The sequence below is a fragment of the Maribacter huludaoensis genome, from assembly GCF_029350945.1.
Taxonomy (GTDB): domain Bacteria; phylum Bacteroidota; class Bacteroidia; order Flavobacteriales; family Flavobacteriaceae; genus Maribacter; species Maribacter huludaoensis.
Genome location: NZ_JARKMS010000001.1, coordinates 233,711 through 249,145, shown reverse-complemented (window position 1 = coordinate 249,145; position 15,435 = coordinate 233,711). Strand labels below are relative to the sequence as shown.

At 36.1% G+C, this 15,435-nt stretch carries 12 protein-coding genes and 1 pseudogene; 4 read left to right on the top strand and 9 right to left on the bottom strand.

Annotated features, from left to right (window positions below; all coding sequences use genetic code 11):
• Nucleotides 1-21: 21 nt before the first annotated feature.
• A complete protein-coding gene (locus PXC01_RS01105; RefSeq protein WP_276470531.1) occupies nt 22-243 on the bottom strand; it encodes a DUF6341 family protein in 222 nt (73 codons plus the stop codon).
• A 40-nt stretch (nt 244-283) separates the two neighbouring features.
• Here PXC01_RS01105 and PXC01_RS01100 point away from each other — a divergent pair, with 40 nt between their 5' ends.
• From PXC01_RS01100 to PXC01_RS01090, 3 genes are read left to right on the top strand one after another with little or no spacing between them, the layout of a single operon-like run.
• Nucleotides 284-1,213 carry a DUF6427 family protein gene (locus PXC01_RS01100; RefSeq protein WP_276470530.1) on the top strand — a complete coding sequence of 310 codons (930 nt, stop codon included), beginning with the start codon at nt 284-286 and terminating at the stop codon, nt 1,211-1,213.
• 39 nt (nt 1,214-1,252) lie between these two features.
• Nucleotides 1,253-1,855 (top strand): DUF4254 domain-containing protein, encoded by a 603-nt coding sequence (locus tag PXC01_RS01095; RefSeq protein WP_276470529.1) that lies wholly within the window; start codon nt 1,253-1,255, stop codon nt 1,853-1,855.
• Nucleotides 1,842-2,894, top strand: a complete 1,053-nt coding sequence (locus tag PXC01_RS01090; RefSeq protein WP_338089436.1) for a glycosyltransferase family 9 protein — start codon at nt 1,842-1,844, stop codon at nt 2,892-2,894. Before PXC01_RS01095 ends, PXC01_RS01090 begins: the two co-directional genes overlap by 14 nt.
• On the opposite strand, the gene PXC01_RS01085 is transcribed toward PXC01_RS01090, so the two are convergent.
• Complete coding sequence (locus tag PXC01_RS01085) at nt 2,891-3,508, bottom strand: TetR/AcrR family transcriptional regulator (protein ID WP_276470528.1); 618 nt, start codon at nt 3,506-3,508, stop codon at nt 2,891-2,893. The genes PXC01_RS01090 and PXC01_RS01085 overlap by 4 nt on opposite strands.
• Nucleotides 3,509-3,795: 287 nt before the next feature.
• On the opposite strand from PXC01_RS01085, the gene PXC01_RS01080 reads away from it, so the two are divergent.
• Nucleotides 3,796-5,904 (top strand): M48 family metalloprotease, encoded by a 2,109-nt coding sequence (locus PXC01_RS01080; protein ID WP_276470527.1) that lies wholly within the window; start codon nt 3,796-3,798, stop codon nt 5,902-5,904.
• A gap of 87 nt (nt 5,905-5,991) precedes the next feature.
• Here PXC01_RS01080 and arsS read toward each other — a convergent pair whose 3' ends face one another.
• The 7 genes and pseudogenes from arsS to PXC01_RS01045 form a co-directional block, all read right to left on the bottom strand.
• Entirely contained in the window at nt 5,992-7,047 is a 1,056-nt protein-coding gene (arsS, locus tag PXC01_RS01075) for an arsenosugar biosynthesis radical SAM (seleno)protein ArsS (RefSeq protein WP_276470526.1), read from the bottom strand.
• A gap of 212 nt (nt 7,048-7,259) precedes the next feature.
• Nucleotides 7,260-7,595, bottom strand: a complete 336-nt coding sequence (locus PXC01_RS01070; RefSeq protein WP_276471245.1) for an arsenosugar biosynthesis-associated peroxidase-like protein — start codon at nt 7,593-7,595, stop codon at nt 7,260-7,262.
• A gap of 240 nt (nt 7,596-7,835) precedes the next feature.
• A pseudogene (locus tag PXC01_RS01065) lies at nt 7,836-8,465 on the bottom strand (metallophosphoesterase family protein); the annotation flags it as partial.
• Nucleotides 8,450-9,790 (bottom strand): SLC5/6 family protein, encoded by a 1,341-nt coding sequence (locus tag PXC01_RS01060; RefSeq protein WP_276470525.1) that lies wholly within the window; start codon nt 9,788-9,790, stop codon nt 8,450-8,452. The gene PXC01_RS01060 and the pseudogene PXC01_RS01065, both read right to left, overlap by 16 nt.
• Before the next feature lie 94 nt (nt 9,791-9,884).
• Nucleotides 9,885-11,309: a SusD/RagB family nutrient-binding outer membrane lipoprotein gene (locus PXC01_RS01055; RefSeq protein ID WP_276470524.1), complete on the bottom strand. Its 1,425-nt coding sequence runs from the start codon at nt 11,307-11,309 to the stop codon at nt 9,885-9,887.
• A 10-nt stretch (nt 11,310-11,319) separates the two neighbouring features.
• Nucleotides 11,320-14,523, bottom strand: coding sequence for a SusC/RagA family TonB-linked outer membrane protein (locus PXC01_RS01050; protein ID WP_276470523.1), 3,204 nt, complete (start codon nt 14,521-14,523; stop codon nt 11,320-11,322).
• A 53-nt stretch (nt 14,524-14,576) separates the two neighbouring features.
• Complete coding sequence (locus PXC01_RS01045) at nt 14,577-15,266, bottom strand: TIGR04282 family arsenosugar biosynthesis glycosyltransferase (protein WP_180268581.1); 690 nt, start codon at nt 15,264-15,266, stop codon at nt 14,577-14,579.
• Nucleotides 15,267-15,435: the final 169 nt, after the last annotated feature.

The window sequence follows — 15,435 nt, the reverse complement described above, 5'->3', positions numbered from 1 at the left end:
GATAAATGATTAAATTTTAATTTATAAGTATGAGTGAGAAGTACTTGATGTATCTTCATCCCCTTTATCATTATACTTCTTTAATTCAAGCATCCAATAAACAAAAGCAACCGAACCGATCAACATAAATATCCAGTTTAAGATATTTGATAATGCCCAGCTATCTGTAAAACGCAAAAAATCTAACGGTGCAAATAGTACATTTACGAACAAATCTGCGATACCTTCAAAAAATGATTTCATCTTATTACTATATTTACCAGCAAAAATATAAAAAGCTTAGATGATTTCAAGCATTTTTGAGAAAACAAAACCGGTGAATTTCATTATTCTTCTGGTTTTTTTGTTTCTTTTCTATTGGTCGGTTCAATTTTACTTACTTGATATTGAATTGAGCGAGGTAGAAATCGCGAAGTCGGGAGCTATTTTGACTACTCTTTTATTTAGTGTTTTTATTGTTGATTTCATTGTAAAACGTAATAAACTCACAGGAACAAATTCATTTGCCATCTTATTTTTTACGCTGCTATTTGTGGTTTTTCCTTATACTTTAGGAGATAATAATGCCATTTTTACTAGCTTTTTTCTTCTTTTGGCAATGAGGCGACTTTTGAGTATCAAATCATTAAAAAATATTAAACTTAAAATTTTTGATGCCGGACTTTGGATCTGTATTTCAAGTATTTTTTATGAATGGGCCTTATTGTATTTATTGGTAGTTTTCGCAGCAATTTATATTTATGACCCAAAAAACAAAAAAAATTGGTTGGTACTCCTATCCGTAGGTTTTTGTTTTTTTATAATACTCTACGGTATTTTAATATTGCTTGAAAAGCCAGAATTTATTGGAAACCATTATGATTTTGCTATTGATTATAATGCAATATTTCCTATAAAAATTTGGACAAGTCTGAAAATGACATTGTATGCTTTGTTCAATATGGCATTGGCATTTTCTGCCTTTATTAATCTTAGTAAGTCTGGGGTGGGTAAAGTGATAACCTTACGTTTAATAGCATTTTCATTCGTAATAGGGTTAATTGTAAATATACTCGTGACTTCTGAAAACAACAATGCCGTTATTATTACTTTTTTTCCTTCTGTCATCTTTATAGTCAACTACTTAGAATCCATTAAAAAGCCAAAGTTACTGGAGTTGCTACTAATTGCCGGTATTATGGTACCTATTATAGTTTTTGTAACTAAACTGTAGGTTAGGTCATTAAACTTTATCTTTGTAAAAAAGTTATTTATGTTTAGCGAATTCGCATTCAATATATTTAATACCAGTATAGAAAAGTACCACATCAAGGACGATGTATATCAGAGTTTTGTCAATCCTTATGATAAAGAGGATATTGAACATTTGCTATATAGAAAGAACTGGATAGATACGGTACAATGGCATTATGAGGATATTATTAGAAATCCGGATATTAAACCTGATGATGCATTGGTACTGAAACGTAAAATTGATGCAAGTAATCAGGACAGAACGGACTTGGTAGAGTTTATTGATAGTTACTTTCTTAGCAAATACCGATCGGTAGAAGTTAAGGCCAATGCGACCATAAATACAGAAAGCCCTGCTTGGGCCATTGACCGTTTATCAATATTGGCATTGAAAATTTATCACATGGCCGAAGAGGCCACAAGGGCAGATGCTACTTTGGAACATAGGGAAAAATGCCAAGCCAAATTAGAGGTTTTACTAGAACAGAAAAATGACCTTTCACTGGCTATAGATCAATTACTTTCAGATATTGAAAGCGGTGTAAAGTATATGAAGGTGTACAAGCAAATGAAGATGTACAATGATGAGGAACTAAATCCCATCCTTCGTGGCAATAAATAAGAACAAACATATTTTGGTCATAAGGTTGTCCGCAATGGGCGATGTTGCAATGTCGGCACCAGTTATTTTGGGACTTACTAAAAAATATCCGGAGCTAAAGATTACTGTTTTAACAAAAGCCTTTACTGCACCTATTTTTGCACATATACCTAATGTAAAGGTTTTTAAAGCCGATGTAAAAGGAAAGCATAAGGGTGTTTTGGGACTTTGGAAATTATACAAGGAATTAAAAACTATGCAGATTGATGTTGTAGCAGATATCCATAACGTATTACGAAGTACAATTTTAAAACAGTATTTTAAACTCTCTTCAATTCCTTGGATTCAAGTTGATAAGGGTAGGGCCGCTAAGAAAGCACTTGTTAATCCAAATAGAACAACGCTTACTCCATTGAAAACCACTTTTGAGCGTTATGCAGAGGTTTTTGGTAAGTTAGGATACCCTATTGCCGTTTCAGAGATGAAAACCTTGCCCAAAGAGCCCATTCCTGATCATGTATCAAGTTTTAAAGAAATTAACGGTCTATTAGTAATAGGTATAGCTCCTTTTGCAGCTTTTAACGGAAAAATGTATCCGCAAGCGTTAATGGAAGAGGTTTTAAACATATTAAACTCTTCCAATAACTATAAAATTATATTGTTTGGTGGAGGAGAAAAAGAAATAGAAATTCTGAATACATGGGATCAGCAATTCAGCAATTGCCAAAATGTTGCAGGAAAGTTATCTTTTTCAGATGAACTTAAACTAATTTCTAATCTTCAGTTAATGTTGGCAATGGATAGTGGCAATGCCCATTTAGCTGCCATGTATGGTGTGCCAACCGTAACAGTTTGGGGAGTTACGCATCCGTATGCCGGTTTTGCACCTTTTAATCAGCCAGAGAAAAATGCTATTTTATCCAACAGGGAAAAATTTCCTGCAATACCAACTTCTATCTATGGGAACAAGTACCCAGATGGTTATGAGAAGGTCATGGAGACTATTCAGCCTATGACAATCGTTCAGAAAATAAAGGAAATTTTAGGTACTACGGTTTAAAAATTAACGGGCTTTGCTTCTATACTTTTAAAGTATTGACGTAGTTGGGACATAAATCTATATTTTTTCGCAGATGGCGCCTCACTGGTCATTAATGTTCTAACACCAAAATAAGAGCTCATTAAAAAAGTAGCAGCAGCTTCGCAATCAACATGACGGTCCAAATAGCCATTGAATTTTCCTTTTTGTAATGTTGTTACCAGGTTAACTTCCCAGACGGTAACAATTTCGTTCAGGTGGCGCATAATTACATCGTTCTTTCCGTTGAATTCTGTCAAGAAATTGCTTAAAATACAACCATAATCCATTTCATTATGTACAGCAGTTTCCATAGCGTCATCAAAACATTTTGTTATTAATGATAGCGGATTATCATGCCCTTCAATTGGTTCTATTAAAGTGCTATAAATTTTACGTGCAAGTAAATTTTGAATGATCTGGATAAAATAGTCTTCTTTTGAATCAAAATGATAGTAAAAAGCACCTTTAGACAGGTCTAGTTTTTTTAAAATATCGTCTACACTGGTGTTATAATACCCTTGTGCATAAAATAACTCTAATCCGGTATTCTGTAAACGTTGCATGGTTGCCATGCGCTTAAGGCTTTTGTTCATATTATTAAGATTTGGGTAAATCCGACCATATGGTCTTTTTATAGAACAGTTTACCTCTAAGGTTTATTTATAAAATTGGATAAAGTGTATTGTTTTTTCGTTGAACTTCCAAAAATCTGTCAAAGAGCCACTATTTCAATAGTAAAACAAACTATTGGGTTGGTATACAAATCATTGCAAATCTTAAATAGCGTCTTTTTACCCTGGTAATATTTCTGGAATAGGATTAAAATAAATCTTGTATATAAAAGTTTAAGGTTAGTACCAAAACCAAAAACCAACCATAAATGACCAACCAATTCTATCCTACCAGTCCTTTGGAAATTCCCAAAAAATTAACTGGTTTAACGAGCAGTTATCAATTAAAATCGTTTTTGGCTATTCTAGCCATTGTTTTGTTTTTTGCTTTATATGCAGCCATGGTAGTAGCCTTGGGCTATTTACTTTATTATGCCGTAATCTATGATATGGGGCGTATTAACAAGTTTACCATTATTCTTAAGGTTGGTGCCATTGCCGGTGCGGCAATGCTTTTTGTTTTTACACTGAAGTTTGTATTTAAACTCAAGAACCATAAGCCCGATAACCGAATTAAGCTGGTTAAAGAAAAGAATAAATTATTATGGAGTTTTATTGATCAGATTTGTAAGGAAACGGGCGCACCAAAACCTAAAGCCATTTATATGGATCCAGATGTAAACGCCTACGTTTCATATAGTAATATGTGGTTAAGTTTATTTCTTCCAATAAAAAAAGAATTGACCATTGGTATGGGTCTCACGGATTGCCTCAACCTTTCTGAATTTAAAGCTGTAATTAGTCATGAATTCGGTCATTTTGCACAGCGTAGCATGAAAATAGGTAGTTATATTATTTCTGCCAACACCATTATTCATGATATGATTTTTGAAAGGGATAAGTGGGATGATGCGCTTGATCAATGGCGTGCATCTGATATTAGGCTGTCTGCTGCAGCTTGGGTAATTACACCAATGATATGGGTTATAAGACAAATACTTAATTTGTTTTATCAGTTTTTAAATTTAATGTATTCTTCATTGTCAAGAGAAATGGAATTTAATGCCGATAAAGTTGCCGTTAAAACTTCGGGTAGTGATGCTATTATTTCTGCTCTTTGGAAATTGGATGGCGGTTCAGAAGCATGGGGCACAACCGTGAACAATGGTATTTTGGCAGGCAAAAAGAACATTTTTGTGAAAAACTTGTATACTAATAATGCTTTGGCCAATAAAAGAAACGCTGTAGGGCAGACTAAAGCTCTTTCAGAATTGCCTAATGATATAAGGGGTGGCAAGAAGTATTTTTCTGCATCGGAACATTCTAAAGTTGGTATGTATACCAGTCACCCACCAAATGACAAACGTGAAAACAGTGCTAAATCACCTTACGTTTATTGCGAAATTGATGAAAGATCTCCTTGGTTACTATTTGAAAATAGAGAAGAAATTCAGATGGAAATGACGTTGTTGCTGTATAAAATGTATTTAAACCAAGTTCCAAAAGAATGGCAACCGTCCAATGTTTTAGAAGAGTTTATAAAGTCGGAATCTCAAGGGGCAGAATTGTCAAAAGAATATGAGAATACATTTTCTAACAGGTTTTTTCAAATTCCCAACGCAGAAAAATTATCGGCTTCAATGCTAGAGATCGGTATGCCAACAAAGTCGGTTTTAACTAGATTAAAGTCAGAATTAAAAGAATTAATGATGCCAATTAAGGAGATTGAAACTTTAATTGTAAAAGCTCAGAATATTGCACAGGGTACCACAAAGGAAAAGACATTTTCTTTTAAGGGTGTAGAGTACAATAAGAAAACCTTAGAAAACGGATACAATTTTTTACTCAATAAAAGAGAAGAGCATTTTAACCAAAGTTTTGAAAATTGGGATTATTCTTTCTGTGCATTTTTCATTTTGTTGGCTAGAAAAGATGGTAAAGAACAGCAATTGCAACGACTTTATAAGCAGCATGAAACACTCTCTTTTTTCTATAGAAGTATGACCGCAACCAAGAATACAATTTATAATCGCGTTATGGAGGTTCAGAATATGGCGGAAGTAACAAAAGAACATATTCATTCTTTAACTGCCAGCGTAAAAAAATCTTTTGATTCTTTGAACGAAGAGCTTAATAATTTGGACAATTTAGAGTTTGTAAAAATGCCAAATATTGAATCTATTCAAGAGTTAAAAGAGGCGTTGGTAGAAAACGCAGAGCTAAAAAAAGAACATGGATTAATATTTGAAAATGGAGGTTTCAATAAGATGATGCAGCAGCTGGAAACTGCTATTTATAATTGTCAAAGAATAGACCAAAAAAGTATCAGTTGTATTTTACTTTTTCATAAAGATTTGGAATTGTTATTGGAAGAGTAGAAGTATACTAAATTTAATAACTAAAAAAACACCAAACTGATCTTACCAGTTTGGTGTTTTCTGTTTATTTGAACCTAATTTCTAAGTTTACGCAACGGTACCTTGGCAGCTACTACCGGCACCCGCTGTACAGCCATAGCAATGTTGTGATATTATAATGTTTCTATCGTTTAAGATATCTTCATTATAATCTTTTATATGCTTTACCTTACTGGCTACTTTTAAATCTAACATTTGGTTAAAGTCGCAATCGTACAACCAACCGTCCCAGCTAATGGAAATGGTGTTGGTACACATTACATTTGCCACTGCAGACGGATTGTATGCTTCTACCAATGCATACATGTAATCTTCATAATTTTCTGATGCGATCAAATAATCCAAGAAACGTGCAATGGGTAAATTGGTAATGGCAAATAGATTGTGAAAGTCAATATTAAAATCTTCTTTAAGCGCTTTTTTGAAATCTTTCTCCATGGCAGCTTGATCTCCTGGTAAATATGCGCCAGACGGATTGTAGACTAAATCTAATTTTAGATCACTGCCAGGCATGCCATAACCCCTTTCGTTCAATTCTTGTAATGCTTTTATCGATTTGTCAAAAACACCGTCTCCTCTTTGTTTATCCGTTTTTCCACGGGTATAGTGGGGCATAGAGGATATTACATGCACGTTGTGCTTTTTAAAGAAATCTGGTAGGTGATAATATTTCTTGTTAGCCCTAATTATTGTCAAGTTTGAACGAACAATAAAATCTTTAATACCGGCTTTAGCAGCTTCTTCTACGAACCACTCAAAATCAGGATTCATTTCTGGTGCACCACCAGTTAGATCTAAGGTGTGTGCTCCAGTATTTTTGATGACCTCTAAACATTGCTGCATGGTTTCACGGGTCATGATTTCTTTACGATCGGGACCAGCATCTACATGACAGTGCTCACAGACTTGGTTGCACATATAGCCTACGTTAATCTGTAGGATCTCAAGTTTCTTGGGGCGTAATGGAAAATGCCCAATATCTGCGATTTTGTCTTTAAAATAAGGAAGCTCTCCATCAGCAAATATGCCTCCGTTCAATATTTCTAACTGCTTGTTGGAAACTGCTAAATCGTTTCCTTTTGCTTTTAATGATTTTGTAGCCATTTTTTAGTTGTTCGTTGTTCGTTGTTCGTTGTTGGCATTTTGTAAATGCTTCAAACTTTAAGATGACAACAATTAATTTCTTATTCTTACCCGTGAATATTCATAATGAATATTCCATTTGCACTTTTTTTAAACTTGCTTTAATTTCAATGTAGTGTTTGTTGAAAAAAGGATGCGACGAACAACCATCAACGAACAACCAACAACGAAATTTACATTGACAATTTGTTATACTTGTTCATCATTTGTACTCCATGCACCAAGGTGGCACCACCTTCAATAGCTGCTCCTACATGCACCGCCTCCATCATTTCCTCTTTGGTAATGCCTTTTTGTAAGCCGTCTTTAGTATAGGCGTCTATACAATATGGACATTTGACAACATGAGATACCGCCAATGCAATTAAAGACTTTTCTCTAGCACTTAGTGCGCCTTCTTCGAAAACCTTACCATAATAGTCAAAAAATTTGGTACCAAGCTCTTCGCTCCATTCTGAAATTTTTCCAAATTTTCTTAAATCTGCTGGGTCATAGTACGTATTTGCCATCTTTTTCTGAGTTTTAGTTTGTATCGTATCTTTTTGTTCTTGGTTAAAATATATTGGAATTCCCTGTCCCATTTTTTCTAGTTCAGGGAGTATTTCCATGTTGTCCCATATACCAGATGTAAGCGTGTCTCCATATGCTTCAGGTAAATGGTTTTTGTACATTAATTTTTGAGCGGTTTCGGCATCATATTCAAATGAATGATGGGCATAAGTAACTTCACCATCTATAATATCCAATATCATATACCATACCCTTGGTGTACCATCATTTGCAGGCATACCTATTACGCCTGGGTTTAGCCATACATTTTCCTTTAAAGTTTGATGAAAAGGTAACCCGCAATGACCGGCTATGATAATAGTACTTTTAGTCTCTTTAAAACAGTTTTCTTTACTTTCCGTGGCGTTCGACTTAAAAATGAATTCAGAGGTATTTCCATAATTTCCATGGACTACGGTTACTTTTTTACCACCATAATCAAAACTGATGTATTCAGGAATTTCTTGCATCCATTCTAATGATTGCTGTGATAAATGCCCTTTGGTATACGGAAACCACATTTTTGAAAAATCGTCGCATCGGCTACCGCTTTTAAAATCGCACCCACAATTTTCACTATCATTTGCCAATTGCAATTCTACATTGCCCGCAATACTTAAAGCGCCCCATTTTTGAAACAACTGTACCGTTTCTTCCGGTTGTGCGCAATAACCGGTAATATCACCGGTGCTGATACAGTTTTCTGGTGCAATACCGGCATCTTTGGCTATGGAAATTAGTTTTTCCAAAGCTTGTAGGTTGCTGTACACACCTCCAAAAAGCAACAGCTTTCCTGATTTAGTGCCCAAATGTTTTATTTCTTTATCCATGTAGGTATCATATAAACGAAAAGGCAGCATAAGATGCCCCAAAAATTAATCCATAATAAATTGGCATACTTGCCAGTGGTAAATATTAAGCTATCTGGAAACCAATTGAAAATCAATAAAAAACCGAATAACAATCCGCAGAAAACACTTAAATGAAAACTGATTTTAGGAGCACTACCTTTCCAAAATAAAAAAACGGGGGTTAAACCGATTACCATTGTACCGCTAATGGTGGTTGCAGATAATATTTCAGCATCTAAAAAGACCGGAACCGTACCCAATACTGCTACAGCGACCATTGACCAACGACCAAATTTAACCGTGTTGCCAAGGTTTAGGTCAAGAGCCAATAATTTGGAAAAAGATGAAAAGGTAGAGTCCAAGGTCGATGCTGCCGAAGTGATCATAATAAAATTGATGACCAATAGTATTACCGTACCAAACGCCTTACCTACTTGAACAGCTGCCTGACCCTGCATGCCCTGCGATTGCGCATAAACACCTATAATGCTGAATAGAACAATGCAAATAGCTCCAAGTACACTTGCCCACAGAAAACTTTTCAATGTTACTTTAGGACTGCTAATAAAACCTCTATCGGTCAACACGGGATCATGAAAAGGGTAGCTGAACGATTGCAACAAGGCAGCGAACAATAAATTCAGCCCGGTTTCAAAGGACCATATGCCAGAATTTATTACTTCGGATGTGGTTATAGCATTGTCTTTACCAAAGATGGTGAACAATATTACCGCTAATAGTATTGAAAATAGCCCCATTTGGACAACATCGGTAAAAATGGAACTGCTCATGCCGCCTTTTAGAACATAGGCTAGGGTTAAACCTGTAAATACTAAAATGGACCAATAGTAGGCGGTAGTGCCCATATCACCAAAGTAAGAACCTATGACCATGGTATTGCTCCATACTTCATTGAACAAACGAAAGGCAATCAATATGGAGAATATAGTTACGGCAGTTTTACCAAATTTTGAGGTTAAAAAATGATGTATGCTAGTATACTTGCCGTGCAGCCTCATTTTATAAATGACAATACCTGCCACGGCAAATGATAAATAATAGCCTGCATAGGCTACACCACCAACAATACCAAAATCCAGACCTAAATTTGCAGCGTTGGTGATACTTTTGGCAAATATCCATGAGATGATAAGGCTGCCCATTAACATAAAGGTATAGGGCGCTTTCTTCTTTTGCACGGCTTTAAAAAACTGATTGGTATCTTTTGCCCACGGTGACAGTAAGAACAACACCAAACTAGATGTGATCACCAATCCCCATTGCCAAATTTGTACTTCAGTCATTTTTTGTTTTTTCTCCTAACTCCTAACTCCTAACTCCTAACTCCTAACTCCTAACTCCTAACTCCTAACTCCTAACTCCTAACTCCTAACTCGGTTATTCATCCCACCACACAGGTACATTAATACTATTACCATCCGTGTTATTTGAAGCTTGGGTATAATTGGCATTATTTAATGCTTCTTCTTCAGATGGATAAGGCATACGGGTAGGTATCAAATTATTGTTTAAACTAGCCGATATTGTTTTCAATTGCGGAAAACCCGTTCTTCTATACTCTATCCAACCTTCATAACCGTTTATTGAATTTGCAATCCATTTTTGAGTGATGATGTTCTCTATAGTATTGCCGTTATCAAACGGGGCATCTTCTGTTAGGTAATTTTCAGGTAGTTCTACCTGCCAATAGGCAAATGCCTGTGTTACGCCGGTATTGTATAAAGTTTGGGTATCTGCAGAAATGAATTCTCTTTCGGCAGCTTCAGCCAACAAAAAGTGGGTTTCCATACTGGTCATAAAATTCGCATCCAATAATCCGGTGTTCTCCCTAAAAATGGTACCTAATAAAGAGTAATCTGCCAATGATACCCCAACTGATGCGTCTATACCGTTTAAAAGCCCATTGTATTCACCATCTGAACTGTTGGCAAAAGCTTGGTACAGACGACCAATACGAGGATCGTTCAAGTTGGTCAAAATTTCATCCATAGTTTCAGAAAGTACATAGTTGTTAAAGTCTCCAACCCTAAGTTGCGCAAGTCTAAAACTATTAGGTTCACCATCGGTAAAGTTGAAAATGGCATTTTCTTCATTATCATCAATGAAATTACCTTCACTTACTATGGTCTGTAATTGCGATGCAACATCTATTTTATTAGAAACCCTCATCAAGTATTTTATCTTCAATGAATTTGCAAAACGAATCCATCCATCTAACTCACCATTAAAGAGAATATCTCCCTCTAAAGCTATGGTACCTGAATAATTCTGAATGGCTAAAATTCCTTTGTCAAGATTATCAAAAACACCACCTTCATCCATGTAAATTGATTCCTGAGTGTCATAGGACGGAGTAACCGTTTCTGTATCTCCTTGAAATGCTTCTAAATAGGGAGCATCACCAAATAAATCTGTTAACCCGGCCGCCATGTATGCCTTCATAATTCTTGCCGGACCTTCATAAACGGCATATGCAGCATTCTCTTGGGACAATTTTAATATGATTTCATTATCCCTTAAGTTTTGATAGAATATAGGCCACGGATTACCACCTAATTGGGGCGACTTTAAATCATGCCTGTCAAATAAGTTAAAGTCTAGAGCGGTACTATATTGTCCTAGTAGGTTACCGGCAGTAAAACCTTCATATGACATTTGTTCCCCATAGTCATAAATTACCTGTCTTAACAAAAGACTAGGTTGTACAGTTACGGGATCGTTGGTGTTCGTATTAATTTCCTCAAAATCTTTTGTGCAGCCAATGACCAACAATAAGACTAAAATGCTATATATATGTTTCATCTTTTCTTTCTTAAAAATTAAATCCGGCTTTAAAACCTATACTTCTTGTTGTGGCATATGACATATCTTCAACACCACTAATAAATCCTTGTCCCTGTACTGCTAATTGCTCTGGGTCAAAATGCGGATTCTCTGTTATAGCAAATAAGTTCTTTCCTATTAATGATAAACTCAACGTGGCATCTTGGTTGAACAGGCTAAGATTGTTAAACGTATAACCAATAGATAGTTGGCGTAGCTTTAAAAATGATGCATCATAGGTGTTGTTTTCCTCATGATTTCTATCATAAAACTGGCGATAGTAACTTTCTGCGGAAACCGCTACAGTATTTGCTTCATAAACCGGATTGTCATCGGTGCCTGTATTTACTAAACCCTCTGGTACAATACCTGTTTCTGGTCTAAAGGCCGTTTCAGCCAACTGACCACCAACATTTCCTAATGCCCTTGTTCTAGAAACTATGATTCCACCTTGTCGCCAATCTAATAGAAAGCCCATATTCCAATTTTTATAATTGAATTGGTTGTTAAAACCAAGCATAAAATCAGGATTATAATTACCCAATTTTTGTAGTTCATTGTCCGGTATATATCTACCCTCATCGGTTAAAATGAAATCTCCATTTTCATTTTTTAAGTATCCGGTTCCATATAGATCTCCTACGCGACCACCTTCTTCTGCTTGTAAAAATACCGTTTGGTTTTGACTGTCATAGATTCTAGAGTACGCCAAAGTTAATCGCCCTTCATCTTGCGGTAAACTTTCTACGGTTGATCTATTGGTACTAAAATTTAAGGTGCTGTTCCATTTAAAATTTTGACTTATTATAGGGGAAACACCTACTATGACCTCAAGCCCTTTAGAGCGAACTTCGCCTCCATTGACCACTTGTTGTGTATATCCTGAAGAAATGCCTATAGGTAATGAGATAATTTGATCCTTCGTCAATGCATTGTAATAGGAAACATCAAAGCGAAGTTGATCATTGAAAAAGCGTAGATCAGCACCCACCTCAAATGAGGATGTCAATTCAGGAACAAGATCGGCATTTGCAATAGTGTTTGAATTGCTGAATGTTGGTTGCCCATTAAATGGCGTTTGTGCAACAAATGCCCCTGTAGTTTGGTATGGGTCTGTGTCATTACCAACCTGTGCCCAACTTGCTCGTAACTTGGCAAACGAAATTACCTCAGGTAAATTGACCACTTTGGATACTATAAAACTACTGGATACCGATGGATAAAAGAAAGAGGTATTATCTACTGAAAAAGGGGTAGCCAATGCGCTAGACCAATCGTTTCTTCCGGTGACATCCAAAAATAGAAAATCCTTATATCCAATTTTTGCTAAGCCATAAAAGCTGTTGATTCTCTTGTTTGATTCAAATTCGAAAACTTCAATAGGTGATGCTGCGTTAGATAACCTAAAAATACCCGGTTGTGCCAAACTTGTAGTTTGCGATTGTGAGGTAAATGCTTTTTGGTCTAATCGGTTTCCACCTAAAGAGACATCTATATTAAAATCATTGAACTGATTGGTATAATTTATTAAAAAATCAGTGTTTACCTCCCTATAGAATACATCGTGCTCCGCATAACCACCATTTGCGAAACGATTAGAACTATAGGCTCTTCGCAATTGGCGTAGTTCACTGGAATAATCCATCCCTGTTCTAACTGTTGCTGTTAAATGATCTGTGATATCATAGCTAGCGGAAATATTTCCGAATACCCTATCTCTATTGAACGAGTTTCTGTTTTCATTAAGAATGAAATATGGATTATCAAAAAAGGTATAGTTGTACGAGTATTGTTGTATACCCTCTAAACCTGGTTGCCAGTAATTTTTTAGATTCTCTATATTCAGCGAGCGTGGTCCCCAAGCAACCAAAGAATAGTTTGCGTTTTCTGAACCATAACCGTTAGACGGTCTGTTGTCAGAATTAGAATTGATATAACTTATAGATGAATTGATGCGTAATTTATCTATTGGCTGAAAATTGAGTCGTGCACTCACCGTTTGCCGGTCTAAATCAACACCCGGTATAATAGATTCGCTTCGTAAGTCCGTAAATGAAAGTCGGTAACTACCGGTATCAAATCCGTTGGAAATAGCAATATTATTAATTAATGTAGTACCGGTTTCATAGAAGTTCTTTAAGTTGTCCGGTTGTGATCTAAATTCTGTAGGGGTGATAGGTATTCCACTATAAAGAGCGGTGTCTCCACCTCTTACAACGGTACCGTCTGGCAAGGTAACCGGACTATCATATTGCGGAATAAGGTTACCAACATCTAAACGTGGTCCCCAACTGTACGTAATTAGGTCATTGGTGCCACCACCTAATCCGTCTACAAAGGCGAACTCTCCTGAATTTCCTTGTCCGTATTCATTCTGGAAATCGGGCAATTGAAACGCCGAATCCACAAAAAAGCTGGTGTTGTAACTAACGCCCAAACCTTTTGAATTCTTGCCGCTTTTTGTTTCAATAATAATCACTCCGTTAGAAGCTCTAGTACCGTACAATGCCGCAGCACTTGGTCCTTTTAAAACAGAAACCTCTGCAATATCATCTGGGTTTACCTCCATGGCTCCGTTTCCAAAATCGATTTCTTGAAATCCGGCTGCCGCTTCATTGGTGAAATTAAAGACCGAATTATTGTTGATAGGAACGCCATCTACAATAAATAAGGGATTGTTGTTAGAGAAAGAAGCTTCTCCACGAATGGTAATTTTAGAGGAAGACCCTACACCCGTAGCACCTTGGTTGATGGTTACCCCCGCCAATTTACCTGAAAGGTTGTCAAGAAAATTGACCGATTTTACCTCGGTAACTCCTTTGGCATCCAAACTTTGAACTACATAACCTAATTCTTTGGTTTCTCGTTTTAGACCTAAAGCCGTTAATACCACTTCATCTAAGACCTCGGAAGAGTCGCCTAGGACTATATCAATTGTTCGTCTGTTATTTATGGTAATTATTTTGGTTTCATACCCTAAAACGGAAAATTCAAGAGCACCGGAAAGATTGGGCACATCAATGGTATATATGCCGTTTTCGTTAGTGGTAGTGCCATTTAGCGTGCCAGACAAAACAATGTTGACATAAGGTATGGTATTTCCGTCGGTATCTTTTACAGTACCGGTAATTGTTTCTTGAGCATTGACCATAGTACATATAAACAAGGTCAACACTAGTAATAAGTGTTTCATATATAGTTTTTCGACTGGTTTTTCATTTATCCAACCATTGGATAAAGGGGGATCTAGATAAATGAAACCAAAGGCGAGCCCTTGTTGTATAGAAAACTGTTTGGAAATAGACGAAAGAAGTGCTGGTTAGTGTAGTATAGACTTCTGTTTACTCGTAATATTGCTATTATCACCAATAGCAGGGTAGTTGGTAGGTCTTTTGAGAATGATAAAATAGCCTTTAGATCTTTTTCAGTATCCAGATCCTGTAAAACGGGCAATTTTACCAATGCCGTTGATTCTTCTTGTAGCCACATGGTAATTTTGTGGTACAAGCCAAAGCGTTGCCAAGGTAAATCTTGAAATTCGCCTACCTCAAAATTCGATTTTTGTAAACCTAAAAGGTAAAAACCCCCATCAATAGATGGTCCTATAACGGACTTGCCCTTTGCCAATTGCTTGGCAGTATGTTTAAGTTGTTGTGTTTTTAAGTGCGGAGTATCGTTCCCTATGGTAATAACACTTGTAAAACCTTTTTCAAAAACGGAAGCTATGGCATTCGTGAAACGTTCACCAAAACTGTTGCCAATTTGGTTTTCATCGGAAAAATGAAAAACGGGCAAACCTGTATTTTTTGCTTTACGAAGTGTGGCCGTGGTAAGAATGTTAAACAATTGTTCACCTTTGGCAATACCCTTATTGGCTAAATCTTCCTTAGCGGAATTAGCAAATACCAATATAGCAGTAGTACCTAGTGAATTCAATTCAATTTTCTTTCTCGTTGTTAAACTTACGTAAAAATATGGCAAAGGTTTTTTAACTATACATAAATTGTATCATTAAAATATAAGAATCGCCTTACTTTAAGTCAAAATGTCAGTTTTAGACCAAGCAGTTTGTTTCTCTAAAACATTTTAGGGTTTACAAATTGCA